Annotated in this window: 17 protein-coding genes; 7 read left to right on the top strand and 10 right to left on the bottom strand. The window is 71.2% G+C overall.

Going from position 1 to position 25,425, the window contains the following annotated elements:
- Positions 1-209: 209 nt before the first annotated feature.
- Both ACFYO0_RS19725 and ACFYO0_RS19720 read right to left on the bottom strand, forming a co-directional pair.
- Positions 210-3,587 carry a pyruvate carboxylase gene (locus ACFYO0_RS19725; protein ID WP_388677281.1) on the bottom strand — a complete coding sequence of 1,126 codons (3,378 nt, stop codon included), beginning with the start codon at positions 3,585-3,587 and terminating at the stop codon, positions 210-212.
- A gap of 238 nt (positions 3,588-3,825) precedes the next feature.
- Entirely contained in the window at positions 3,826-5,316 is a 1,491-nt protein-coding gene (locus ACFYO0_RS19720) for a gamma-aminobutyraldehyde dehydrogenase (protein ID WP_388677278.1), read from the bottom strand.
- Between the two features lie 317 nt (positions 5,317-5,633).
- Here ACFYO0_RS19720 and ACFYO0_RS19715 point away from each other — a divergent pair, with 317 nt between their 5' ends.
- On the top strand, positions 5,634-7,373 hold the full coding sequence (locus tag ACFYO0_RS19715; RefSeq protein ID WP_388677276.1) for a GAF domain-containing protein: 1,740 nt from the start codon (positions 5,634-5,636) through the stop codon (positions 7,371-7,373).
- 21 nt (positions 7,374-7,394) lie between these two features.
- Here the strand turns inward: ACFYO0_RS19715 and narI are convergent, their stop codons facing one another.
- From narI to ACFYO0_RS19685, 6 genes are all read right to left on the bottom strand, one after another.
- Positions 7,395-8,165, bottom strand: coding sequence for a respiratory nitrate reductase subunit gamma (gene narI, locus ACFYO0_RS19710; protein WP_388677273.1), 771 nt, complete (start codon positions 8,163-8,165; stop codon positions 7,395-7,397).
- Positions 8,162-8,821, bottom strand: a complete 660-nt coding sequence (gene narJ, locus ACFYO0_RS19705) for a nitrate reductase molybdenum cofactor assembly chaperone (RefSeq protein ID WP_388677270.1) — start codon at positions 8,819-8,821, stop codon at positions 8,162-8,164. The genes narI and narJ overlap by 4 nt, the downstream gene beginning before the upstream one ends.
- Positions 8,818-10,491 (bottom strand): nitrate reductase subunit beta, encoded by a 1,674-nt coding sequence (narH, locus tag ACFYO0_RS19700; RefSeq protein WP_388677268.1) that lies wholly within the window; start codon positions 10,489-10,491, stop codon positions 8,818-8,820. Before narH ends, narJ begins: the two co-directional genes overlap by 4 nt.
- A 2-nt stretch (positions 10,492-10,493) precedes the next feature.
- Entirely contained in the window at positions 10,494-14,210 is a 3,717-nt protein-coding gene (locus tag ACFYO0_RS19695; RefSeq protein WP_388677265.1) for a nitrate reductase subunit alpha, read from the bottom strand.
- 223 nt (positions 14,211-14,433) lie between these two features.
- Positions 14,434-14,910 (bottom strand): hemerythrin domain-containing protein, encoded by a 477-nt coding sequence (locus tag ACFYO0_RS19690; RefSeq protein WP_388677262.1) that lies wholly within the window; start codon positions 14,908-14,910, stop codon positions 14,434-14,436.
- 47 nt (positions 14,911-14,957) lie between these two features.
- Positions 14,958-16,271, bottom strand: a complete 1,314-nt coding sequence (locus tag ACFYO0_RS19685; RefSeq protein WP_388677260.1) for an MFS transporter — start codon at positions 16,269-16,271, stop codon at positions 14,958-14,960.
- 333 nt (positions 16,272-16,604) lie between these two features.
- Here ACFYO0_RS19685 and ACFYO0_RS19680 point away from each other — a divergent pair, with 333 nt between their 5' ends.
- On the top strand, positions 16,605-17,027 hold the full coding sequence (locus tag ACFYO0_RS19680; protein ID WP_388677257.1) for a pyridoxamine 5'-phosphate oxidase family protein: 423 nt from the start codon (positions 16,605-16,607) through the stop codon (positions 17,025-17,027).
- Between the two features lie 55 nt (positions 17,028-17,082).
- On the opposite strand, the gene ACFYO0_RS19675 is transcribed toward ACFYO0_RS19680, so the two are convergent.
- Positions 17,083-17,754: a hypothetical protein gene (locus ACFYO0_RS19675; protein ID WP_388677255.1), complete on the bottom strand. Its 672-nt coding sequence runs from the start codon at positions 17,752-17,754 to the stop codon at positions 17,083-17,085.
- Between the two features lie 343 nt (positions 17,755-18,097).
- Between ACFYO0_RS19675 and ACFYO0_RS19670 the strand changes: the two genes are divergently transcribed.
- Positions 18,098-19,144: a histidinol-phosphate transaminase gene (locus tag ACFYO0_RS19670; RefSeq protein WP_388677252.1), complete on the top strand. Its 1,047-nt coding sequence runs from the start codon at positions 18,098-18,100 to the stop codon at positions 19,142-19,144.
- Positions 19,145-19,149: 5 nt separating this feature from the next.
- Positions 19,150-20,868 (top strand): aldehyde dehydrogenase family protein, encoded by a 1,719-nt coding sequence (locus ACFYO0_RS19665; RefSeq protein WP_388677249.1) that lies wholly within the window; start codon positions 19,150-19,152, stop codon positions 20,866-20,868.
- A 13-nt stretch (positions 20,869-20,881) separates the two neighbouring features.
- Here ACFYO0_RS19665 and ACFYO0_RS19660 read toward each other — a convergent pair whose 3' ends face one another.
- Positions 20,882-21,382: an Lrp/AsnC family transcriptional regulator gene (locus ACFYO0_RS19660; protein WP_388677245.1), complete on the bottom strand. Its 501-nt coding sequence runs from the start codon at positions 21,380-21,382 to the stop codon at positions 20,882-20,884.
- Between the two features lie 120 nt (positions 21,383-21,502).
- Here ACFYO0_RS19660 and pdhA point away from each other — a divergent pair, with 120 nt between their 5' ends.
- Genes pdhA through ACFYO0_RS19645 form a run of 3 tightly spaced genes read left to right on the top strand, consistent with a single transcriptional unit; the run spans position 21,503 to position 25,409 of the window.
- Positions 21,503-22,624 carry a pyruvate dehydrogenase (acetyl-transferring) E1 component subunit alpha gene (pdhA, locus tag ACFYO0_RS19655; protein WP_388677242.1) on the top strand — a complete coding sequence of 374 codons (1,122 nt, stop codon included), beginning with the start codon at positions 21,503-21,505 and terminating at the stop codon, positions 22,622-22,624.
- Positions 22,625-22,629: 5 nt separating this feature from the next.
- Entirely contained in the window at positions 22,630-23,649 is a 1,020-nt protein-coding gene (locus ACFYO0_RS19650) for an alpha-ketoacid dehydrogenase subunit beta (protein ID WP_388677240.1), read from the top strand.
- Positions 23,646-25,409 (top strand): dihydrolipoamide acetyltransferase family protein, encoded by a 1,764-nt coding sequence (locus ACFYO0_RS19645; protein ID WP_388677237.1) that lies wholly within the window; start codon positions 23,646-23,648, stop codon positions 25,407-25,409. The genes ACFYO0_RS19650 and ACFYO0_RS19645 overlap by 4 nt, the downstream gene beginning before the upstream one ends.
- Positions 25,410-25,425: the final 16 nt, after the last annotated feature.

The raw sequence follows: 25,425 nt of genomic DNA, 5'->3' as shown, positions 1-25,425 counted from the left end.
GCGAACGTAGGCGCGTCACGTCACCTGATGCGGCCGCGTAAGGGACTCGTAAGACAGTACGTGCCTACTCGGCCGCCGACTTGACGGGCCCGAGGTGATCGATCGACCGCAATCAGGTGTCCGCGACGGTGAAGGTCTAGTTCCAGCGCATGCCTACCGGCTTTCTGCATGGACGGGCTTCCTGAAGGCCCGGCGTGTGACGCGAGACCTCAGCGGATCTCGAGCAGGAGGTCGCCGCCCTCGACCTGCTGGATGGAGCCGATCGCCAGCCGGGCGACCGTGCCGTCGCGTTGGGCGGTGATGGCGGCCTCCATCTTCATGGCCTCGATGGTGGCGACGGTCTGCCCGGTCTCGACGGACGCCCCTTCCTCCACCTGCAGGGTGACTACACCGGCGAAGGGCGCGGCGACCTGGCGGTCGTCGCCGCGATCGGCCTTCTCGGCGACCTTGACGTCGGTGGCGATCGAGGTGTCGCGCACCGACACCGGCCGAAGCTGCCCGTTCAGGCTGGCCAGCACGCTCCGGTAGCCGCGCTCGTCGGCCTCGGAGATCGCCTCCAGTTCGATCAGCAGCGTCACGCCCTGTTCCAGGGTGACGGTGTGCTCGGTGTCGGGTTCGAGGCCGTAGAAGAAGTCCTTGGTCGAGAGCACCGAGGTGTCGCCATAGGCCTCACGGTGTGTGTCGTACGCCTTGGTCGGGCCGGGGAACAGCAGCCGGTTCAGCGTGGTCCGTCGCGCGTCGCGCAGCCCGCTCCGGTCGTCGTCGGAAAGCTGCGGCGGCTGCGCCTGCGCGGGCCGGCCTTCGAGGGCGCGGGTCCTGAAGGGTTCCGGCCAGCCTCCGGGCGGATCGCCGAGTTCGCCGCGCAGAAATCCGATCACCGAGTCCGGCAGGTCGAACTTGGCGGGGTCGGACTCGAAGGCGCTCGCCTCGACTCCTGCACCGACCAGGTGGAGCGCGAGATCACCCACGACCTTGGAGGAAGGGGTGACCTTCACCAGCCGGCCCAGCATCCGGTCGGCGGCGGCGTAGCAGTCCTCGATCAGCTCGAAGCGGTCCCCGAGTCCGAGCGCGATGGCCTGCTGGCGCAGGTTGGACAGTTGCCCGCCGGGGATCTCGTGGTGGTAGACGCGGCCCGTGGGCGAGGCCGGCCCGGACTCGAACGGCCGGTAGACCTTGCGTACGGCCTCCCAGTAGGGCTCGAGGTCGCCGACTGCCTGCAGAGACAGGCCGGTGGCCCGGTCGGTGTGGTTGGTGGCCGCGACCAGGGCGGACAGCGAGGGCTGGCTCGTCGTGCCCGCCATCGACGCGACGGCCGCGTCGACGGCGTCCACTCCGGCGTCGATCGCCGCGATCAGGGTGGCCAGCTGCCCGCCCGCCGTGTCATGGGTGTGCAGGTGCACCGGCAGGTCGAAGCGTTCCCGCAACGCGGTGACCAGCTTCCTGGCCGCCGGTGGGCGCAGCAGCCCGGCCATGTCCTTGATCGCCAGGACGTGTGCACCGGCCTCGACGATCTGCTCGGCCAGCCGCAGGTAGTAGTCGAGGGTGTAGAGCTGCTCGGCCGGATCGGACAGGTCGCCGGTGTAGCACAGGGCCACCTCGGCCACCGCGGTCCCGGTCGCCCGTACGGCGTCGATGGCCGGGCGCATCTGTGCGATGTCGTTGAGCGCGTCGAAGATGCGGAAGATGTCCATTCCGGTCGCGGCGGCCTCGGCGACGAACGCGTCGGTCACCTCCGTCGGGTAGGGCGTGTAGCCGACGGTGTTGCGGCCGCGCAGCAGCATCTGCGTGCAGATGTTCGGCACCGCCTCGCGCAGCAGCGCGAGCCGTTCCCACGGGTCCTCCGCCAGGAACCGCAGGGCGACGTCGTAGGTCGCGCCGCCCCAGCACTCCAGGCTGAGCAACTGTGGTGCCGTGCGCGCGACGTGCGGCGCCACGGCGAGCAGGTCGCGGGTCCGCACCCGGGTCGCCAGCAGCGACTGGTGGGCGTCGCGGAACGTGGTGTCGGTGACTGCGACCGCGCTGTGCCGGCGCAGTTCGGCGGCGAACGCTTCGGGGCCGAGCGCGGCGAGGCGCTGCCGGGAGCCCTGGGGCGGTGGATCGGAGAGGTTGGTGGAGGGGAGCTTTTCGGCGGGTTCGACGACGGCGGGCCGCGGCCCGTGCGGCTTGTTGACGGTGGTCTCGGCAAGGTGGTGCAGGATGCGGCTGCCGCGGTCGGCCGGGGGCCGGGCCCGCAGCAGCTGGGGGCGTTCGTCGATGAAGCTGGTGGTGACGTGCCCGGCCTGGAAGTCCGGGTCGTCGAGGACGGCGGCCAGGAAGGGCAGGTTCGTGGAGACGCCGCGGATACGGAACTCGGCGATGGCGCGCCGGGCCCGGCGGGCGGCGTTGGGGAAGTCGTGGCCGTAGCAGGTCAGTTTGACCAGCATGGAGTCGAAGTGGGCGCTGACCTGGGCACCTGTGTGGACGGTGCCGCCGTCGAGCCGCACGCCGGGGCCTCCCGGGGACCGGTACGCGGAGATGGTTCCGGTGTCGGGCCGGAATCCGTTGCCGGGGTCCTCGGTGGTGATGCGGCATTGCAGGGCAGCGCCGGACAGCACGATGTCGTCCTGGGTGAGGCGGAGTTCGGGCAGTGTGACGCCGGACGCGATCCGCAGCTGCGCCATCACCAGGTCCCGGTCGGTGACCTGCTCGGTCACCGTGTGCTCCACCTGGATCCGGGGGTTCATCTCGATGAACACGTGGTTGCCGCGCTCGTCGACCAGGAACTCGACCGTGCCCGCGTTCACGTAGCCGATGTGGCGGGCGAAGGCGACGGCGTCGGCGCAGATCCGCTCCCGCAGCCGCGGGTCCAGGTTCGGAGCCGGGGCGATCTCGACGACTTTCTGGTGTCGGCGCTGCACCGAGCAGTCCCGCTCGTAGAGATGGACGACGTTGCCGACGCCGTCGGCGAGGATCTGCACCTCGATGTGGCGCGGGTTCACCACGGCCTGCTCCAGGAACACGGTGTCGTCCCCGAAGGCGGACTTAGCCTCCCGCATGGCCGCCTCGATGGCGTCGCGCAGCTCTCCGGGCTCGGCGACCCGCCGCATGCCGCGTCCGCCGCCGCCGGCGACGGCCTTGACGAACAGCGGGAACCCGACGTCGGCGGCCGCGGTCAGCAGGGCCTCGACGTCCGTGGACGGCGGCGACGACGACAGGACCGGGACCCCGGCCTCGCGGGCCGCCGCGATCGCACGGGACTTGTTGCCCGTCAGGTGCAGCACATGCGCGGGCGGACCGATGAACGTGATGCCCGCGTCCGCGCAGGCGGCGGCCAGGTCGGGGTTCTCCGACAGGAAGCCGTAGCCGGGGTAGACCGCGTCCGCACCGGCTTTGCGCGCGGCCCTGATCACCTCGTCGACCGACAGGTACGCCCGCACCGGGTGCCCGCGTTCCCCGATCAGGTACGACTCGTCGGCCTTGGCCCGGTGCAGCGAGTTGCGATCCTCGTGCGGGAACACCGCCACTGTGGAGATGCCCAGCTCGAATGCTGCCCGGAAGGCCCGGATCGCGATCTCGCCGCGGTTGGCCACAAGCACTTTGGCGAACATCCCACTCCTCAACGTCGGTGGAGAAACACGGTGGGTCTGGCTTGGCGGGGGGTGGGGATACGGACTCCACGACCATATCGATGTGGAACCGCGTCCGCAGGCACCCGTTCGCCCGGCATCAAGGGAGCGTCTACGAAGACCGGGTTGAACCAGGTGATGAGTCCGCCGGCCGGACCCGGGGGTGAGTGCGACGTATACCAGCGGGTTGCCGGCGTGGACGCGTTGCGTCTGTGGCGGGTCAGCGGCTGGTGAAGACCACGTCGTGCCAGGACTTGTGCTGCTCGCCGGTGTTCTCCGACATGACGTGCTTGACGTTGGTGTACTCGTCGAAGGAGTACGCCGACATGTCCTTGCCGAAGCCGGAGGCCTTGTAGCCGCCGTGCGGCATCTCGCTGATGATCGGGATGTGGTCGTTGATCCAGACGCAGCCCGCCTGGATCTCTCGGCCGGCGCGTCCGGCGCGGAATACGTTGCTGGTCCAGGCCGAGGCGGCAAGGCCGTACGGGGTGTCGTTGGCCAGGCGGATGGCGTCGTCGTCGCTGTCGAAGGGCAGGCAGACGAGGACCGGGCCGAAGATCTCCTGCTGGACGATGGCGGAGTCCTGCGACGCGTCGGTGATCAGGGTGGGCTCGTAGTAGGCGCCCTGGCCCAGCGGCCCGTCAGGGATCCTCCCGCCGCGCACGACCGTGGCTCCGGCCTCACGCGCGTTCTCCACCATTGCGGCGACCCTGTCGCGCTGCCGGAGGGAGATCAGGGAGCCCATGTCGGTGGCGGGGTCGTCGACCGGGCCCAGCCGTACGCCGTCCATCAGCTCGGCCACGCGGGTCACGAACGCCTCGTACAGGGGGCGTTGGACGTAGGCGCGGGTGGCGGCCGTGCAGTCCTGGCCGGCGTTGATGAGGGCACCGGCCACGGCGCCGCGGGCGGTGGCCTCCAGGTCGGCGTCGTCGAAGACGAGGAAGGGTGCTTTGCCGCCGAGTTCGAGGTGGACGCGCTTGACCAACCCGGCTGCCTGCGCGGCGACTTGGCGGCCGACGCCGGTGGAGCCGGTGAACGAGACCATGGCGATGTCGGGGTGGGTGACCAGCGCCTGCCCGGCGACGGTGCCACTGCCGGTGACGATGTTGATCACGCCGTCGGGAATGCCGGCCTCCTGCGCCGCCTCGGCGAACATCACCGAGGTGAGCGGGGTGAGTTCGGACGGCTTGAGGACCACGGTGTTGCCGGCGGCGACGGCGGGCAGCACCTTCCAGACGGCCATCTGGAGGGGGTAGTTCCAGGGGGCGATGGAGCCGATGACCCCGATGGGTTCGCGGCGGACGGTGGAGGTGTGGTCGCCGGAGTACTCCGCCGAGGCGCGGCCTTCCAGGTTGCGGGCGGCACCGGCGAAGAACCGTACGTTGTCGATGCTGCCGGGGATGTCGAAGCCGCTTGCCAGCCTGATCGGCTTGCCGCCGATGCGGCTTTCCGTGTCGGCGAACTCCTCGCTGCGGGCCTGGAGTTGGTCCGCCCAGCGCAGCATGGCCTCGGAGCGTTCGGCGGGGGTGGTGCGCGACCATTCGGCGAAGGCGGCGCGAGCGGCGGTCACCGCCTCGTCGACGTCCTCGGGTCCTGCCAGGGTGTCGGTGGCCAGGACCTCGCCGGTGGCCGGATTGGTCACCTGGTACTGCTCGCCGGACGTGCCGGAGCGGCGCTTGCCCGCGATGAACTGCTGTCCGGTGGTCTCCATCAGTCACGTCTCCGATTGCGTTTCGGGAGTGGAGCTCTGCTCGCCCCACAGGTCGCCCAGGTGCAACCGTGCGGGAAGGGGTCAGTCTGGTCCAGGACGTACTGGCTGTACGCGACGCTCTCTGCTCTCCAGCCATCGGACACGACATCGGAAGCCATCATGCACCGCGTCGAGGACACCCGGCCGCGGGCAGCAGGACACTAATAGGATCTGAGCTGCCGTGACGGCCGCACCAACACATGGGTTCGCGTGTGGGCGGCGCCGTTCCGGCAAGCTGGGAAGGTGCCAGCGGTGCATTTTTTCCGGAGGGAGCGGGAATGGCGGAGAGTCCGGCCGAAGAGCGGAGGGGCGGTCCGGCGGCACCCCAGTTGCGGCTGGACGAGCTGCTGGAGGGCCTGCAGGCGCAGGTCGCCCAGGTACGCGCGACCCGGGACCGGGTGCACACGTTGCTGGACGCGGTACTGGCGATCGGCTCCGACCTGGACCTCGATGTGGTGCTGCGGCGGATCACCGAGTCCGCGGTGGCCGTGGTGGATGCCGAGTACGGGGCGCTGGGGGTGCTGGGCGAGGAAGGCCGGATCAAGCAGTTCATCACGGTCGGCGTGGACGAGGAGACCATCAAGGCGATCGGTCACTATCCCGAGGGCGAGGGCATCCTGGGGCTGCTGATCAGGGAGCCGGAGCCGCTGCGCCTTGCCGACCTCGGCACACATCCCGAGTCGGTGGGCTTCCCTGAGGGGCATCCGCCGATGACCACGTTCCTGGGGGCTCCTGTGCGCGTACGCGACCGGGTCTTCGGCAATCTGTACCTGACCGACAAACGCGGCGGAGCGCAGTTCGACGACGAGGACGAGGCGGTGCTGCGCACGCTGGCGGCTGCGGCCGGCGTGGCCATCGACAACGCCCGGCTGTACGAGGACACGCTCCGACGGGAGAAGTGGCTGGCGGCGAGCAGCGAACTGACCCGCACCCTGTTGTCGGGTACCGACCCGGATCAGGTGCTGCACCAGGTCGCCATCACCGTACGGTCGCTGGCAGGGGCCGATCTGGTGACGGTGGCCGTGCCGATCGACGACGGTGACGAGTTGGTGATCGAGGCCGCCGACGGCGAGGGCTCCGAGAGGGTGCGGGGCCTGGTACTGCCGGCCACCACGCTGGCCGCGAAGGTGTACCGCTCCAACGAGCAGATCACCAGCAAAGCGCTGTCCCGGGAGCCGCAGGAAAGCGCCGGCGCCGCAGCTCGTGTGGAACTGGGGCCCGGGTTCCTGCTCCCGCTGGGCGGGCGCGAGCACGCCCGCGGTGTCCTGCAGCTCGCCAATCTGCCCGGCGGCGAGGAGTTCTCCGACGCCACCATGACCATGATCAGGGGCTTCGCCGACCAGGCCGCACTCGCCCTGGAGATCGCCGATCACCGGCGCGAGGCCGAGCATCTCCTGGTCCTGACCGACCGCGACCGCATCGCGCGCGACCTGCACGATCTGGCGATCCAGCGGCTGTTCGCCTCCGGGCTGACGCTGAACTCCGTACTGGGACGGATTTCCGACCGGCCCGAGGCGGCCGAGCGCATCCAGCGTGTGGTCGACGACCTCGACGACACCATCAAAACGGTGCGGACGACGATCTACGCCCTGCGCGAGCGCGACCGCTCCGAGGGGCGTGCCGGACTGCGCGCGAAGCTGCTGTCCGAGACCGACCAGGCCGCCGAGGCCCTCGGCTTCAGCCCCGCCCTGCGCATGACCGGCCTGCTGGACACCGGTGTACCCGCGGGCCACGCCGATCACCTGCTGGCGGTACTGCGCGAGACCCTGTCTAACGCCGCCCGGCACGCACACGCCACCGCCGTCGAGGTCATCGCCGAGACGGACGGCAGTCGGCTGCGCCTGCGTGTGTCCGACAACGGACGGGGGGTCGACCCTGCCGTCACCCGCCGCAGCGGCCTCGACAACCTCCGTCGCCGCGCCACCGACCTGGGCGGCAGCCTCACGCTCACACCGAACGAGCCCACCGGCACCGTCGTGGAGTGGACGGTGCCCCTCCCTGCGGAGGCGGATGAGTAACTCGCGTCTCAGGCCGGCTGTTCAGGACCCCACGCGGTCCCAGCCGCGGCGCGGGGCGCGCGCGCCGAGCTCGGTGTCGCGGCTGCGGTAGACGATGTAGGGGCGGGTCAGGTAGCCGAGCGGTGCGGTGAGCATGTGGACGAGCCGGGTGAAGGGCCAGGCCGCGAACAGGAGCAGGGCGCTGATCGCGTGCAGTTGGAAGAGCACCGGGGCGCCGGTCATCAGGTCCGGGTCGGGCTGGAAGTAGAAGATGGAGCGGAACCAGGGGGAAATGGTCTCGCGGTAGTCGTATCCCCCGCCGACGACGTTCGCGGCCACGGTGGCGGCCAGACCGAGCACGATGGTGACGGTCAGGGAGACGTACATGGCCTTGTCGTTGCGGGTGGTGGCCGAGAACACCGGGCCGACGGTGCGACGGCGGTAGATCAGGATGGCAAGGCCGCCCAGGGTCGCGACGCCGGCGATGGTGCCGAGGACGACCGCGCCGATGTGGTACATGTCCTCGCTGATCCCGGCCGCCTCGGTCCAGCTCTTGGGGACGACGAGTCCGCCGATGTGGCCGAGGAGCACGACGAGGACGCCGAAGTGGAACAACGGGCTGCCGATGCGCAGCAGCCGGCTCTCGTAGAGCTGGGAGGAGCGCGTGGTCCAGCCGAACTTGTCGTAGCGGTACCGCCAGACGTGGCCGAGCACGAACACCGCGAGCGCCACGTACGGCAGCACGACCCACAGCAGGATGCCGCCGGTGCCGGCCTCGACCGCCAGGGTGACGGGCTGCGCGGGTGCGGTCATCGGGGACCTCCTACGACGGGATCGGGCAGGAACACGGGGGATGACGTGGGGGGCGGGTACGCGTCGAGGCCGACTTGTTCCTCGGGCGGGCCCTGGGCGGCGAGGCGCATGACGGCTGTGCGTTCGTCGCCGGCGAGGGCGGGCAGGGTGGCGGACACGGAGTCCAGGACGTGTGCCCAGGGCGACTTGGCGTCGCGCAGGGCGAGGCGCAGGAGTTCCAGGCCGGCGCGGTGGTCGGTGAGCAGCCGGGATCCGAGGGCGGGCTCGGCGGCGGCGAATTCGAGGACGACGGCGAGGTGGTCGGGCAGTTCGTCGTCGGTGACTTGCCATCCGGCATCGGTGTATGTCTGTTTCAGACTCAGCAGGGCGAGGCCGCGCTTTCGGGTGTCGCCGTGCGCGTAGTAGGTCAAAAAGAGGCAGCAGCGTTTGCGGTGGTCGAAGGTGGCGACGTAGTCGGCGGCCAGCTCCGGCAGGGGGGTGCGGGCGGCGTGTTCGGCGAAGCGCACGAGGGGGCCGGCGACCGTCTTCGGCTGGGTGGCGGCGACCTTGAGGGCCAGGGTGAGGCGGTCGGAGAGCTGCTCGTCGGGGTAAGCGAGCAGCAGGGACTGGGCCTGCCAGGCCAGAGAGTTACGGGCGTCAGCGGCGGCGGACTTCATGACGCGGAACCGTTCTCGTCGTCCGCACCGGGTGGGAAGAGGCCGGGAGGGGAGCCCTTGCCGTCCCAGTTGAGGAGGTTGACTCGGGTGGCCTTGTCGGTCGGGGCGGCGGGGGTCTCGGAGGTCTGGCGGTCGCGCAGGGCGTGGAAGTTCTCCACCGCTATCGGGGCGGCGCCGCCGGAGGCCTCGCCGAAGGGGCCGGAGCCGCCCATGCCGGGGCCGCCCTCGTAGTCCAGGCTGCACTCCGTCGCCAGCTCCTCCAGCTTGTGGGCCTGTTCGGCGTGGGCGGGCGGAATGACATAGCGCTCGTCGTACTTGGCCAGGGCCAGCAGCCGGTACATGTCGTAGATCTGCTCGCCGGTCATGCCGACGGACTTGGGGATGGTGTCGTTCGGTTCGCGGCCGAGGTTGATGTCGCGCATGTACGAGCGCATGGCGGCCAGGCGGTGGAGGACCGCGTCCACCGGGGCGGGGTCCCCGGCGGTGAAGAGCTGGGCGAGGTAGTCGACGGGGATGCGCAGGGAGTCGACGGCGGCGAAGAGGTTGTGGTGGTTCTCGGCGTCCTGGCCGGTGTCGCGTACGGCGTCGACGACCGGCGAGAGTGGCGGGATGTACCAGACCATGGGCATCGTCCGGTACTCCGGGTGCAGCGGCAGGGCCACCTTGTAGGTGTTGATCAGGGAGTGGATCGGGGAGCGCTGGGCGGCCTCGATCCAGTCCCGGGGGATGCCCGCCTGCTCGGCTGCGGCGATGACGTCCGGGTCGCTCGGGTCGAGGAAGACCTTCCGCTGCGCCTCGTACAAGCCGGTCTCGTCCGGGGTGGAAGCGGCTTCCAGGACGCGGTCGGCGTCGTAGAGGACGAGGCCGATGTAGCGCAGCCGGCCCACGCAGGTCTCGGAGCAGACGGTGGGCAGGCCGACCTCGACGCGGGGGAAGCAGAAGGTGCACTTCTCGGCCTTGCCGGTGCGGTGGTTGAAGTAGATCTTCTTGTACGGGCATCCGGTCACGCACATCCGCCAGCCGCGGCAGCGGTCCTGGTCGACCAGGACGATGCCGTCCTCCTCCCGCTTGTAGATCGCGCCGGAGGGGCAGGAGGCGGCGCAGGACGGGTTGAGGCAGTGCTCGCAGATGCGCGGCAGGTAGAACATGAAGGTCTGCTCGAACTCGAACTTGATCTTCTCCGAGACCTCGTTCAGCAGAACGTCCTGCTCGCTGGTCGCGGCCGATCCGCCGAGGTCGTCGTCCCAGTTCGCCGACCAGGAGATCTTCATGTCCTTGCCGGAGATCAGGGACTTGGGGCGGGCGACCGGGGTGTGCTCCTGGAGCGGGGCGTTGGTCAGGGTCTCGTAGTCGTACGTCCAGGGCTCGTAGTAGTCGTCGAGGGCCGGCAGGACGGGGTTGGAGAAGATCTGGATGAGCTTCTTGAACCGGCCGCCGGCCTTCAGCGCCAGGCGCCCCCGCTTGTTGAGTTCCCAGCCGCCCTTCCAGGTGTCCTGGTCCTCGTAGCGGCGGGGGTAGCCCTGGCCGGGGCGGGTCTCGACGTTGTTGAACCACACGTACTCGACGCCGGTGCGGTTGGTCCACGCCTGTTTGCAGGTGACCGAGCAGGTGTGGCAGCCGATGCACTTGTCGAGGTTCATCACCATCGCCATCTGAGCCATCACACGCATGATCAGTACTCCACGTCCTGGTTGGCGCGACGGCGGATGACGGTGACCTCGTCGCGCTGGTTGCCGGTCGGGCCCAAGTAATTGAAGGCGTACGACAGTTGGGCGTAGCCGCCGATCAGATGACTGGGCTTGATCAGCAGGCGGGTCAGGGAGTTGTGGATGCCGCCGCGTCGGCCGCTGGTCTCCGTTCGGGGCACGTCGATGAGGCGGTCCTGGGCGTGGTGCATGTAGACGGTGCCTTCCGGCATGCGGTGCGAGACGACCGCCCGGGCGGCGACCACACCGTTTCGGTTGACGGCTTCGACCCAGTCGTTGTCCTTCACGCCGACCTTGGCCGCGTCCTGCGTGCTCATCCAGATCGTCGGCCCGCCCCGGGAGAGCGAGAGCATGAACAGGTTGTCCTGGTACTCGGAGTGGATCGACCACTTGTTGTGCGGCGTCAAGTAGCGGACCGTCACACCGAGTTCGCCGACGTCTCCGAGGCGCGGCTCGTCGAAAAGCGCGTCCATGCTCAACGGGGGCCGATAGACGGGCAGTTGCTCACCCAGCGCGGTCATCCAGTCGTGGTCGAGATAGAAGTGCTGGCGTCCGGTGAGGGTGTGCCAGGGCTTGAGGCGCTCGACGTTGACCGTGAACGGCGAGTAGCGGCGCCCGCCGGTCTCCGAACCGGACCACTCCGGGGAGGTGATGACCGGCACCGGAGCGGCCTGAGTGTCGGCGAAGGTGATCTGCTTGCCCTCGTGCTCGGCGGCCAGGTCCGCAAGTCGTGTGCCTGTGCGGGCTTCGAGGGTGTGGAAGCCCTGGGTGGCGAGATGGCCGTTGGTGGTGCCGGAGAGGGCGAGGATCGCCTCGCAGGCGTTCACATCCCGGGCGATCGAGGGCCGCCCGTCGGCCACTCCCCCGCGCACGGTGCCGTTCTTGTGGCGCAGATACTCCAGCTCGCGGTCGAACTTGAAGGTGATGCCCTTGGTGGTGGCGCCGAGGGAGTCCAGCAGCGGGCCGAGGGCGGCCATCTTCTCCGCCACGGCCCCGTAGTCGCGCTCGACCGTGATGAGCTTCGGCATCGTGCGGCCGGGGACCGCCTCGCACTCCCCCGCCTTCCAATCCCGCACCTCTCCCCGCGGGTTGGCCATTTCGTCGGGGGTGTCGTGGAGCAGCGGCGCGGCGATCACGTCCGTCCGGACGCCGAGGTGGCCTGCGGCCTGGCGGCTGAACTCCTTGGCCAGGGTGTGGAAGGCGTCCCAGTCGGTACGGGTCTCCCAGGGCGGGGAGATCGCCGGGTTGAAGGCGTGCACGAACGGGTGCATGTCCGTACTGGACAGGTCGTGCTTCTCGTACCAGGTGGCGGCGGGCAGGACGACGTCGGAGAAGACGGTCGTGCTGGTCATCCGGAAGTCCAGCGTCAGCAGCAGGTCGAGCTTCCCGGCCGGCGCCTCCTCCCGCCACACGACGTCCCGCGGACGGGCGTCCGGCGGTGCCTCGGTGGCACGCACCGACGCATCGGTGCCGAGCAGGTGCTTGAGGAAGTACTCGTTGCCCTTGGCCGAGGAGCCCAGCAGATTGGCCCGCCATACGGTCAGTACGCGCGGGAAGTTCTCCGGCGCGTCCGGGTCCTCGCCCGCGAACCGCAGCCGCCCCGACTTGAGTTCGTCCACGATGTGCTCGCCGGCCGGGCGGCCCGCGGCCTGTGCCTCGTCAGCGAGGTCGAGCGGGTTGCGGTCGAAGGTCGGATACGAGGGCATCCAGCCCATCCGTGCGGACTGGGCGATGACGTCGGCGGTGGTCTTCCCGGCAAAGGGACCCCCTGCACCGGCCGCCGAGAGCGTGTCGGCCGCGAAGGGGTCGTAGCGGAACTGGTCGCTGTGCAGATACCAGTACGCGGTCTGGATCATCAACCGGGCGGGGCGGTTCCAGTCCGCGGCGGTCGCGATGGCCGAGTAGCCGGTGATCGGGCGGACCTTCTCCTGACCGACGTAGTGGGCCCAGCCGCCGCCGTTGACGCCCTGACAGCCGGTCAGCGTAGTGAGGGCCAGGAAGGCCCGGTAGATGGTGTCGGAGTGGAACCAGTGGTTGGTGCCCGCCCCCATGATGATCATCGAACGACCGCCGGACTCCTCGGCGTTGGTCGCGAACTCCCGCGCGATACGGGCCGCCCGGCCCGCATCCACACCGGTGATCGCCGCCTGCCAGGCCGGGGTGTACGGCTCCGACTCGTCCTCGTACGACGACGGCCAACTGCCCGGCAGGCCCGGCCGCTTCACCCCGTACTGGGCGAGCAGCAGGTCATACACCGTGGTCACCAACCGCCCGGCCACGCGCCGCACCGGCACCCCGCGTCGCAGCCGCCCCGCGCTGCCGTCGGGCGCGTCGAAGCGGGGGAGGCCGACCGCGACCGGCGCCTCGTCACCGCCCTCGACGGACAGCTGGGGCCGGGTGTCGCCGAGGTCCAGGTTCCACTTACCGGCGCCAGCCTCGCCGAAGCGGTCGCCGAGGGTTCCGTTCGGGACCACCGGCCGGCCCGTGGCCGCGTCCAGCAGGACGGTGCGGAACTCGGCGTGCTCGGCCGCCGCATGCTCGCCACCGAGATCGGCGGCGGTCAGGAACTTGCCGGCTGTGTACGTTCCCGCCTCGCCTTCCTCCAGGGTCACCAGGAAAGGCAGGTCCGTGTACTTCTTGACGTAGTCGGTGAAGTACGGCGTGGCCCGGTCGACGAAGAATTCCTTGAGGATCACATGTCCCATGGCCATGGCGAGGGCGCCGTCGGTGCCCGGCTGGGCGGGCAGCCACTCATCGGCGAACTTCACGTTGTCCGCGTAATCCGGGGAGACCGCCACCACCTTCTGGCCTCGGTAGCGGGCCTCCGCCATCCAGTGCGCGTCCGGCGTCCGGGTCACCGGCAGATTGGAACCCCACATGATCAGATAGCCGGCGTCCCACCAGTCCCCCGACTCGGGCACGTCGGTCTGGTCGCCGAACATCTGTGGTGAGGCCACCGGCAGGTCGGCGTACCAGTCGTAGAACGACAGCATCGCGCCGCCGAGCAGCGAGTAGAACCGTGCGCCGGCCGCGTGCGAGACCATCGACATCGCCGGGATCGGCGAGAACCCGGCCAGCCGGTCCGGCCCGTACTCCTTGATGGTGTGTACGTGCGCGGCCGCGACCAGCTCCACCGCTTCGTCCCAGCTCGCCCGCACCAGGCCGCCCTTGCCGCGTACCGCCTTGTAGCGGCGGGCACGCTCCGGGTCGGAGACGATGTCCGCCCAGGCCTCCACCGGGTCTCCGAGGCGGGCCTTGGCCTCCCGGTACATCTGCAGCAGTACGCCCCGCACGTACGGATAACGCACCCGGGTCGGCGAGTACGTGTACCAGGAGAAGGCGGCTCCGCGCGGGCAGCCCCGCGGCTCGTACTCGGGCCGGTCCGGCCCCACCGACGGATAGTCGGTCTGCTGCGCCTCCCACGTGATGATGCCGTCCTTGACGTACACCTTCCACGAACACGACCCCGTGCAGTTCACCCCATGCGTCGAGCGCACCACCTTGTCGTGCGACCAGCGGTCCCGGTAGAACTCGTCCGCCTGCCGCCCGCCCTTGCGGTGCAGGGTGCGCAGGTCATCGGAGACCTCCGCCCGGCTGAAGAACCGGCGGCTGCGCACCAGCGCCTCCGCCAGATCGCCGTCCAAGCCCGCCTGTGCCTGTTCGCCGCTGGTCTCCGTGCTCACCGTGCCACTCCGCCCCGGGCACACCGGGCACCCGTTCGAATTGTGATCGGTCCGGCCGCACACGACTCTATGACCGCTGTCCCCCGGAAGGTCAACAGCCACACCACGAACAACGCGGGGCTCGGTAGAGATCGTCTGCGTGCAGCGGCGGTTACCCCGGCTCCGCTCGGCCATTCCGGCGTGCGTGGTGTGTCGCTGCCTGCCGGAGCTGGAGTGCGATCGGTCAGGCGGTCGGCCGGGACAGGGCGCCGCCCGCCTTCAGGCGCTCGGCCTCGACCGTTTCCCACTCTTCGGTGCTGAGATTGGCGAGTGCGGCCGGGAAGACGCCGTCCTGCTCCTTGAGGATGTGATCGCGCAGCATGGCCATCGCTTCCAGCAGCCGGTCCGGCCAAAGCGGATCCGGGGGCGTGCCGCCGTCGGCGGCCTCGACCAGGACGGCCTCGATGCGGCGGTGCTCAGCCTCCAGAGCGGCGATCTGCTCGGGGAAGTCCCCGGCCATCGCGGGGAACAGCCCGTGCTCCTCCACCTGGGTGTGGGGGCCGAGCACGGTCGCGATCTCGCGGGCGACCTGTGCCATCCGGTCCACGTCACCGTCCCGGTGAGCGGGGCGGAGGTGGCTGATCAAGCGGACGACCTCGTCGTGCTCCCGGGTCAGCTCGTCGATCGACGCCAGAGACTGGCAGCCGCAGTACTCGCACACCGGTCTTCTCCCTGTCCTTGGTTCCCGTTTGTTCCGTCCGTGTGCCCTTACACGGTGGTGCCGGCGGTGGTGCCGGCGGTGGTGCCGTGCCGGCGCCGGCGACCCGTGCGGGGCTTCCGCTCCCCGCCTTCGGCGGCCGCGCGGACGGCGGTGAGGGTGAAGCCCAGTGCTGCGGCGGCCACGATCGCGAGCAGGGCGAGGCCGATCGCGTACGACTCGTACGCCCCGTACAGCGAGCCCATGACCAGCGGCGGCAGGAAGCCGCCCAGGCCGCCCGCGGCGCCGACGACGCCGGTGACGGAGCCGACCTGGTTGGCCGGGGTCAGCAGGGCCACCAGGGCGAAGGTCGCCCCGCTGCCCGCGCCGAGCGCGGCGGCCATGGCCAGGAAGGCGATGGTGCCCAGCGGTGCCAGCGGCGGACTGAACGACTGCACGACCGCCCCGGCCACGACCACGGCGAGCGAGCCGGCGAGCACGCGTGCCGGGCCCATGCGGTCGGAGAGCCAGCCGCCCATCGGGCGCATCGCCACGGCGAGGAGCACGAACCCGGCCATCCGGTTCGCGGCGTCCGCCTGGGTCAGGCCATAACCGGTCTTGAGGTAGGTGGGCAGGTAGACGGAGAACGCCACGTAGCCGCCGAACGCGACCGCGTACAGCGCGGACGCCTGCCAGGTGATGGGCAGCCGGGCGGTGGCGGCCAGTCTGCGGGCCAGCGGCTCGGTCGGCACGGTGCGGCCGGGGGCGTCGCGCAGCAGCAGCGCGGCGGCCACGACGTACACGGCCAGCACGGCGGCGGTGATCAGGAACGGGGTGGCCATGGTGCCCGCGTCGACGAGCTTCACGGTGGTCAGGGCGCTGATGGCGGTGCCGCCCATGCCGGCGCCGAAGACGCCTACGGCAAGACCCCGCCGCTCGGGCGGGAACCAGGCGTTGACCAGCGGCACGCCGACGGCGAAGGCGGTGCCGCCGATGCCGAGGAAGAACCCGCCGATCAGCAGGGCAGCCAGCGAGGAGTGGCCGGCCAGGCCGAGGTAGAGCACCGGCACGATGGTGGCCGCCGACACGATCGGGAACATGACCCGGCCGCCGAACCGGTCGGTCAGCGCACCCACCGGGATCCTCCCCAGCGAGCCGACCACGACCGGCACCGCCACGAGGAGTGACTGCTCGAACGACGACAGGTCGAGCCCGTCCTTGAACCGCGGGCCGAGCGGGCTGAGCAGCGCCCACGCCCAGAAGTTCACGGCGAAACCGACCGTGGCCAGGGCCAGCATCAGCCACGCCCGGCGCGACACCGGCGTACCGGGCGTCGGCACACCCGACGGTGAACTGGCGCTCTTCGACTTCGACGGCTGGACCATGTTGTCCGTCCCTTTCCTCGTGATGGTGGTACGGCGCCACCGGGCTCGCACGCGTTCCGCGGGCCCCTTGCCCGCGGAACGGCGTCACGTCCCCACTCTCCGCATCAGGACTCACCCGAGGCATGGGCCATGAGTCCCTGCCGACGGACAGACGTCCCCTGATCCGGACCGGGCAGTCCCTGCGTACTTCCGCCGTACGGCCCCGGTACCGCGTTGCCCCGCGGCTCGCGCGAATCAACGGCTTCGATCGGCCGTCCTCGCGTCACAAGAGGGCCAAGGGAGTAGGGCCGGTCGGCCCTACCCCCGCACCGCGACCGCGGAGACCATGGACGGATGTTCCAGAACGACGCCGTTCGCGCACTCGACCGGCATGAGAGCCTGCGCCTGCTCGCCGAGGTGCCGGTCGGCCGCGTGGTCTACACCCGGCAGGCTCTGCCCGCGGTCCTGCCCATCAACTTCTCCCTGGACACGGACGCCTCCGTCCTGCTGCGCACCTCAACGGACTCGGACCTCGTACGCGCCATCGGCGGCGTCGTGGTCGCCTTCGAGGTGGACGAGTTCGACGCGGCGACCCGGTCCGGCTGGAGCGTGGTCGTCACCGGCCGGGCCACCGTGGTGACCGATCCGGCCGAGCACGAACGGCTGTCGCAGGCCGGTCCCACGTCCTGGATGCCCCTGCGGGACCCGGTGTTCGTACGGATCGAGTCCGAGATGGTCACCGGACGCGAACTCAGGGGTACGCGCGGCACGCAGTGAGGCGCAGCCCGCAGCGGGCCGATGGGTTGGGGCCGGTCACCCGCCCGTGACCCCGTCACGGATGGTAGATGTCCCAGATCGTCGACCTGGTGGGTGAGGGGTCGGCCGTCGGCCGGTGCGTGGTGCATGCGGTGGGATCCTGCGGCGGGAGCAACCGATGGGCGCCGACCCGATCTGTCCCGAACCGCACGTCCACGTCCTCGGCGATGGCCAAGTCCCGTGTCGTCCATGGCAGTTCCCGATCGCTCAGGGGCGCGCCCGCGTACGCCGCCACAAGGACGCGGGTGCAGATGCCGTCCTGTCCGGCGGGAAGGTCCCTGGGGAACTCGACGATACGGGTCCTGCTGCCGTCCGCGGACAGTTCGTAGCGCATGACGGACGACGTCACCGTCCCCGTCTCCGTCCCCGTCGCCCTGGCCGAGAGGGTCCAGAACTCGACCCGTACACGGAGCGGTTGGCACAGCACCCGGACATCACCCTTGGGCTGTGCGCGGACGACGACCGAAGCGTCCTCGTACGACGGGCCTGCCCCGTCGGCCGTCCCGCGGAAGGCCACCGCGGTCCGCAGCCATGCGGCCTGTTCCCGTCCCGACCAGTGGCCGTCGTCGCGGCAGTCGCCGGCCTGCGCCTCCGCGGACGCCTTCGAGCAGCCGGCGGCGAGCAGCACGAGAGCCGCCGCACACGCCGTCAGGGCTCCGTGGCGGAGGCGGGTCTGGGTGCTGTGCATGGTCTCCCTCGATCGGAACAGGGCGGGCCGCGGACGTCGCGCGGCTCGGGCGGCGAGCAGTCTGCTCACGCCTCGCCCGCGGCGGGGGCGTCGATGGCCCGCTGTGTCCGTCCCGTGATCAAGGAGACGAGCATGTGCCCTGCGGAGGGCGCGCCGTCCGTCTCGTACCAAAGGTCCCGATGGGCTCGGCGGGAGACGGTTTGCCGATCACCTGCCTCGATTTCGGCGATTCGTAGCCGAATTTCCCAAACAGTTGAGCGCTTGTCGTCCTCTCTTCACGATTTGCCTGTCAAGTGCCCGACGGCGAGGCCTCGGGCCCCAGCGCTGCAGAAGCGAGTCCAGCATGGTGCGTGTCCGTGCGTCCCTGTCCCAGCTGCCCGCCTACGTACCGGGCCGCAAACTGCCCGGGGCCGTCGTGCTGGCCAGCAACGAATCCCCGCACGGGTTGCTGCCGGGGGTGGCCGCAACCCTCGCGGAGGCCGCCGGCGGTGTGTCGCGGTACCCCGATCTGCACGCCGCCCCGCTCGTCGAGGCCCTGGCCGCGCACCACGGGGTCGAGCCGGACCGGATCGCGGTGGGCGCCGGTTCCTCCGAGGTGTGCGGGCAGTTGCTGCACACCGTCGTGGGACCCGGTGACGAGGTCGTCTTCGGCTGGCGGTCGTTCGAGGCGTACCCGATCCTCACTGCCGTAGCGGGCGGTACGGCGGTGCGGGTGCCCCTGCGCGAGCACGCCCTCGACCTCGACGCCATGGCGGCGGCGATCACCGCCCGGACCCGGCTGGTCTTCGTGTGCAACCCCAACAACCCGACCTCCACGGCGGTCGGCGCGCGGGCCCTGACCGACTTCGCGGACCGGGTGCCGCGGGACGTGCTGATCGTCGTCGACGAGGCGTACCGGGAGTACACCGATCCCGCCCGGGTCCCCGACGGCCTGACCCTCCTCGGCGACCGGCCGAACGTGGCGGTGCTGCGGACCTTCTCGAAGGCGTACGGCCTGGCTGGGCTGCGCGTCGGGTACTGCGTCGCGCCGTCCGGGATCGCCGCGCACGTGCGCCGGACTCAGGTGCCGTTCAGCGTCAGCGCCCTCGCCCAGCGGGCCGCCGTCGTCGCCCTCGGCGAAGGCGCGGAGGTCGGCCGGCGGGCCGCCCGCACGGTCGCCGAACGCGACCGGGTCACCGAGCGGTTGCGGGCGCTCGGCCACGATGTGCCCGACTCCCAGTCCAACTTCGTCTGGCTGCCGCTCGGCGGCGACAGCGGGGACTTCGCCCTGCACTGCGCGGACGGGAAGGTCATGGTCCGCCCGTTCCTCAGCGAGGGCGTCCGGGTGACGATCGGGCTGCCCGAGGAGAACGACGCCCTCCTCGCGCTCGCGGCGAGCTGGAGAGGCTGACGGACATGCGCCCCGGTCCCTACGAACGGCACCGCGAGCTGCTTCAGAGCATCGTTCGCGCGAGCGCCGCCGGTGAGTGCCGGCGCCACTTCACCGAGGCGACCGGCCAGGACGCGGCCGACGCGGGCATGAGGTCGACCCGTACCGCGGGAAAGGTGTTCCGCTCGCTGCTGGGACGGACCTTCGCCCTGCCGCAGCCCGGCGAGCTCGGTCTTGTGCGCACGGAGTCGTCGCCGTACGGCGTCGGTCCGGCCATCGCCTACCCGCGCTGCGATCCCGCGGAACTGGTCGCGGCGGCGGGGCGGGCGGCGGCCGGCTGGCGGGTGGCCGGGCCGTACGAGCGCGCCGGGCTCGCCGTGGAGATCCTGCGCCGGCTCAACACCCGCAGCCACGAACTGGCCCTCGCGGTGCACCACACGACCGGCCAGCCCCTCCAGGCGGCCTTCCGCGCCGCCGGGCCGCGTGCCCAGGACCGTGGCCTGGAGGCGGTGGCCCAGGCCTTCGCCGAGTCGGAACGTGTGCCGGTCGACTCGCACTGGAAAAGCGCCCAGCGGGGCGGGCCGCCGCGCGCCCTGAGGGGCACCTGCACACTCGTGCCCCGTGGGGTGTCGCTGCTCGTCGGCTGTCCCGACTTCCCGCTCTGGAACGGGTATCCGGGGCTGTTCGCCAGCCTGGTGACCGGCAACCCGGTCGTCGTGGCTCCGCACCCGCGCTCGATACTGCCGCTGGCGATCACGGTGCGGGTCGCCCGGCAGGTGCTCGCGGAGGCAGGTCACTCCCCGGACCTCGTGACCCTGGCCGTGGCGGAACCGGAGCGGCAGGTGCACCGGCGGCTGGCCACGGACCCGGCGGTGCGCATCGTCGATTTCACGGGCTCCGCGCGGTTCGCCGACTGGCTGGAACAACACGCCCACCAGGCCGCCGTGTTCGCCAACCGGACCGGACTGAACACCGTCGTCGTGGACTCGACCGACGACTACCGGGGCCTGGTACGGGGTCTCGCCCTCTCCTCGTGCCGGTGCAACGGCACGGTGCGCACCACGCCGCAGAACATCCTGGTACCGGAACGGGGCTTCAGCACCGACGAGGGGCACAGGACGCTGCGGGACCTCGGGGCCGACGTCGGTGACGCCGTGGTCCGGCTGCTGGGGCATCCCGCCCGCGCGGCAAGGGTGCTGGGTGCGATCACCGCGGACGAGGTACGCGGCGCTCTGACGGAGGCGGCGCGGTGCGGCCCGGTCCTGCACGCGTCCGGTCCCGTGGCCCATCCCGACCACCCGTACGCCGATCTGCGCAGTCCGCTGCTGGTGCGGCTGCGCGCCTCGGACGAGCGTGTCTACACGCGCGAGTGGCCCGGGCCCATCTCCTTCCTGGTGGGCACCGACTCGACCTCGCACAGCCTGGCGCTCCTGGGCCGTACGGTGGCGCGGCACGGCGCGCTCCACGCCTCGGTGCACTCCACCGACCCGCTGGTGCTGGCGGCGGCCGAGACGGCGGCGCTGGACGCCGGGGTGCATCTCGTGGAGAACCTCGACGACCTGCCCGCCGACCCGTCCTCGGCCCTCGCCGAACTGCCGGGCGCCGACGCCCACTTCGTCACGGGACGGTTCCGCGTGGTGCGCTCCCGGCGGCGCGCACCGGCGGCGGATCCCGTCCGGGCACCTGACCGTCCGGAGGTCGCCGCGGGGAGCCCTGCCGCCACCGCCGCGCTGATCGACGTATGACCGCGCCGGTCCCTCAGTCCGTCCAGTTGGCGCCGCGCCCCCGCACTTCGTCGAAGACCAGCCAGGTGCGGGTGGAGCGCACACCCGGCACCGCCTGGATGCTCTCCAGCACCACCTTGCGCAGCGCCAGGTTGTCCGGTGCGCGCACCAGCACCAGGACGTCGAAGTCGCCCGTGACGAGGGCGACATGCTCGACGTACGGGATCTCGCGCAGTTCGCGGGAGATGTTCCGCCATGCGTTCTGGTCGATCATCACCGTCACGTACGCACTCGTGCCCAGGCCCGCCCGCTGGGCGTTGAGCTGCGCGGTGAAGCCCGTGATGACGTCCTCGGCCACCAGCCGGCCGATGCGCGTGTAGGCGTTGGCCCGGGAGATGTGCACCTGCTCGGCGAGGGCGCGGACCGAGATCCGGCCGTCCTCGAGCAGCCGGCTCAGGATCTGCCGGTCGATGTCGTCGAGCGGGACGGCAGTTCGTCCGGTCACTGCCCCCGGCAGGGCGCTTTCCTCGGACACTTTGTCCTCCCGATCTCTTCGATTCGGCAGTTCGTCGCCTGTTTCGCCGAACTATTGAACACATATTCCGCGACGGCGACCATTCTCCTGTCAAGTGTCCAGAGAAAGCGAGTGCCCTCCATGTCTGTGAAGAGCCTCCGCCAGACGGTGCAGGGCCTCCTGCCGTCCCTGTCGCCGGTACGGTTCGTGGCCGAGGACGGCACACCGGTCGCGAAGCAGCCGGCCGACTACACCGAGCCCGAGGTCGAGGCCCTGCTCGAGGCCTGGCGGCGAATGGTCCTGGGCCGCCGGTTCGACACCCAGGCGACCGCCCTCACCAAGCAGGGCCGCCTCGCGGTCTATCCCTCCAGCCGCGGCCAGGAGGCCTGTCAGATCGGCGCCGTGCTCGCGCTGCGCCCGGACGACTGGCTGTTCCCGACCTACCGCGACTCCGTCGCCCTGGTGACCCGTGGCATCGACCCGGTCGAGGTGCTGACACTGCTGCGCGGCGACTGGCACTGCGGCTACGACCCCGCCGCCACCCGCGTCGCACCGCAGTGCACCCCGCTTGCCACCCAGGTGCTCCACGCCGTCGGCATGGCCGAGTCCCTGCGCCGCAAGGGCGAGGACGGCGTGGCGATGGCACTCGTCGGGGACGGGGCGACCAGCGAGGGCGACTTCCACGAGGCGCTGAACTTCGCGGCCGTCTTCCGCGCCCCGGTCGTCTTCTTCGTGCAGAACAACAAGTACGCGATCTCCGTCCCGCTGGCCCGGCAGACCGCGGCGCCCGCCCTCGCCTACAAGGGCATCGGCCACGGGGTGCGCGCCGAGCAGGTCGACGGCAACGACCTGCTCGCGGTGCTGGCAGTGCTGACCGCGGCCGTCGAGCACGCCCGCGCCGGGAACGGCCCGGTCCTGGTCGAGGCGCACACCTACCGCATGGACGCACACACCAACGCCGACGACGCCACCCGCTACCGGGAGGACGACGAGGTGGACCAGTGGCGGGGCGCCGACCCGGTCGACCGCCTGGAGACCTATCTGCGCTCGCGCGGCGCGCTCACCGACGAGGACGTGGCGGCGCTGCGGGAGGAGGCCGAGGAGCTGGCGGCGCGGGTGCGTGCCGGCCTGAACGCGGACTCCGTACTGGATCCGCTGGAGCTGTTCGACCACGTATACGCCGATCTCACCCCGCAACTGCGCGAGCAGCGTGCCCAGTTGGCGGCCGAGCTCGCCGAATCCGCCCAGGCCCAGGAGGACTGACGACCATGGCCAAGGTCACGATGGCGCAGGCGCTCAACACCGCCCTGCGCGACGCACTCGGCGAGGACGAACGAGTCCTCGTCTTCGGGGAGGACGTCGGCCCGCTGGGCGGCGTGTTCCGCATCACCGACGGGCTGACCCGCGACTTCGGCGAGCAGCGCTGCTTCGACACCCCGCTCGCGGAGGCCGGCATCGTCGGGCTGGCGGTCGGCATGGCGATGGGCGGCTTCCGGCCCGTGGTGGAGATGCAGTTCGACGCCTTCGCCTACCCGGCGTTCGAGCAGATCGCCTCGCACGTCGCCAAGCTGCGCAACCGCACCCGCGGGCGGATCGGCCTGCCGATGGTGATCCGCATCCCCTACGCCGGCGGAATCGGCGGAGTCGAGCACCACTGCGACTCCAGCGAGGCCTACTACGCCCACACGCCCGGCCTCAAGGTCGTCACCCCGGCCACCGCCGAGGACGCGTACTGGCTGCTGCGTGACGCGGTGGCCGACCCCGACCCGGTGGTGTTCCTGGAGCCGAAGAAGCTGTACTGGTCGCGCGAGGACACCGAACTGGAGACGCGCGGGGCGCTGCCGTTCGGGCGGGCGGCGATCCGGCGCGCCGGGCGTGACGCCACCGTCGTCGCCTACGGCCCCTCGGTCCCGGTGGCCCTGGCCGCTGCCGAGGCAGCCGCCGAGGACGGAATCGAGCTGGAGGTCGTGGACCTGCGGACGCTGGTGCCCTTCGACGACGAGACCGTCACGGAGTCGGTGCGCAGGACGGGGCGCTGTGTGGTCGTTCAGGAGGCGCAGGGCTTCGCCGGGGTCGGCGCGGAGATCGCCGCCCGGGTGCAGGAGCGCTGCTTCCACTCGCTGGACGCGCCCGTGCTGCGGGTGGCCGGCTTCGACATCCCGTACCCGCCGCCGAAGCTGGAGCACGCGCACCTGCCCGGCGTCGACCGGATCCTCGACGCCGTCGACCGACTGCAGTTCTCCGACGAGCCCGACACCCGGCACCTGTCGAAGGGAGCCATCGCATGACCACCGCAACGCTGCGCGAGCAGCTGTTCAAGCTCCCCGACCTCGGCGAGGGGCTCACCGACGCCGAGATCATCGAGTGGAAGGTCGCCGTCGGCGACACCGTGACGATCGACCAGATCGTCGTCGAGGTGGAGACCGCCAAGGCCGCGGTCGAGGTGCCGGTGCCGTACGCGGGCACGGTGCTGCGGCTGCACGCGGAGGCGGGCGCGGCGCTGGGGGTGGGGGAGCCGCTGATCACCGTGGGCGCGAACACGAATGCCTCCGGCGGGGGCGGCGGCACGGGTGGCTCGGGCGATCCGTCGCCCGCCGCAGTCGGTACCGGGGCTCGCCGGCCCGGCTCGACGAGCGGGCCGGGCGGCGACGGCGACATGGGTGAGGCCCTCGGTTCGTCGCCGTCGGGCGAGCCCATGGCGGGACCGGCGCCATCCGACCCGGCCGGGTCGGCCAGGTCGGCCAGGTCGGCCCGGTCGGCCCGGTCGGCCGCAGAGCGGTACCGGGAGGAAGAGCAGGCCGGATCGGGCAACGTGCTGATCGGCTACGGCACTGGACACGAACCGGTGTCGCGTCGGCGCCGCAGACGAGCGGGGGCCGCGGCGGCGACCGACGGGCCCGTGCCCCAGGCGGCGTCCGCCGGGCCCGTGGCCGAGACGGCAACCGCCTGGCCGGTCGCCGCCACGGCGATCCCCGGACCCGTGGCCGAGACGGCGCCCGCCATGCCGGGGGCCGCCGTGGCATCCGCCGGGCCCGTGGCCCCGGCGGCGCCCGCCGGACCGGTAGCCGGGACGGCGCCGGCGATCGGGCCGCACGCTCCCCGGGTCATCTCGCCTCTCGTGCGCAGGATGGCGCGGGACCACGGGATCGACCTCACCGCGCTTGTGCCGTCCGGTCCCGCCGGGGTCGTCCTGCGGCGGGACGTGGAACAGGCCGTCGCCCAGGGCGCACGGCACGCGGAGGTCCCGTCCGGCGCGCGGACCATCACGGAGCCCACGCCTGCGTCACGGCGGGAACCCACGCCTGGGTCACGGCCGGACACCGCGCCCGTCTCCCGGCCGGACACCGTCTCCAGCGGTCCCGTCCGCATCCCGCTCCGAGGCGTCCGCAAAGCCGTCGCGGACAAGCTCTCGCGCAGCCGCACCGAGATCCCCGACGCCACGACCTGGGTCGACGTGGACGCGACCGGACTGCTCCAGGCCAAGAAGGCGCTGGAGGCCGCCGAACCCGGCCGCCGCGTCGGCCTGTTGGCCCTGTTCGCCCGGATCTGTGTCGCCGGTCTGCGCCGCTACCCCGAGCTGAACTCGGCCGTCGACACCGAACGCCGGGAGATCCTGCGCCACGACGAGGTACACCTGGGCTTCGCCGCCCAGACCGAACGCGGCCTTGTCGTCCCCGTCGTCCGCGACGCCCACCGGCTGACGACGGTCCAACTCGCCGCGGAGCTCGCCCGGTTGACCGAACTGGCGCGGACCGGCAGTCTGCCGCCCGACCGGCTGACCGGGGGCACCTTCACCCTCAACAACTACGGCGTGTTCGGCGTCGACGGCTCCACCCCCATCATCAACCACCCGGAGGCGGCGCTCCTCGGCGTCGGCCGCATCGTGGACAAACCCTGGGTGGTGGACGGCGCGCTCACCGTCCGCAAGGTCACCCAGCTGTCACTCAGCTTCGACCACCGGGTCTGTGACGGCGGCGTGGCCGGCGGCTTCCTGCGCTTCGTGGCCGACTGCGTGGAACGCCCGGCGACCCTGCTCGCCGACGTCTGACCCGACCTGCTTCCCC

This window comes from Streptomyces sp. NPDC006365, assembly GCF_042870755.1.
GTDB lineage: Bacteria > Actinomycetota > Actinomycetes > Streptomycetales > Streptomycetaceae > Streptomyces > Streptomyces xiangluensis.
The sequence above is the reverse complement of the archived record's forward strand: the minus strand, read 5'-3'. Positions and strand labels throughout refer to the sequence as shown.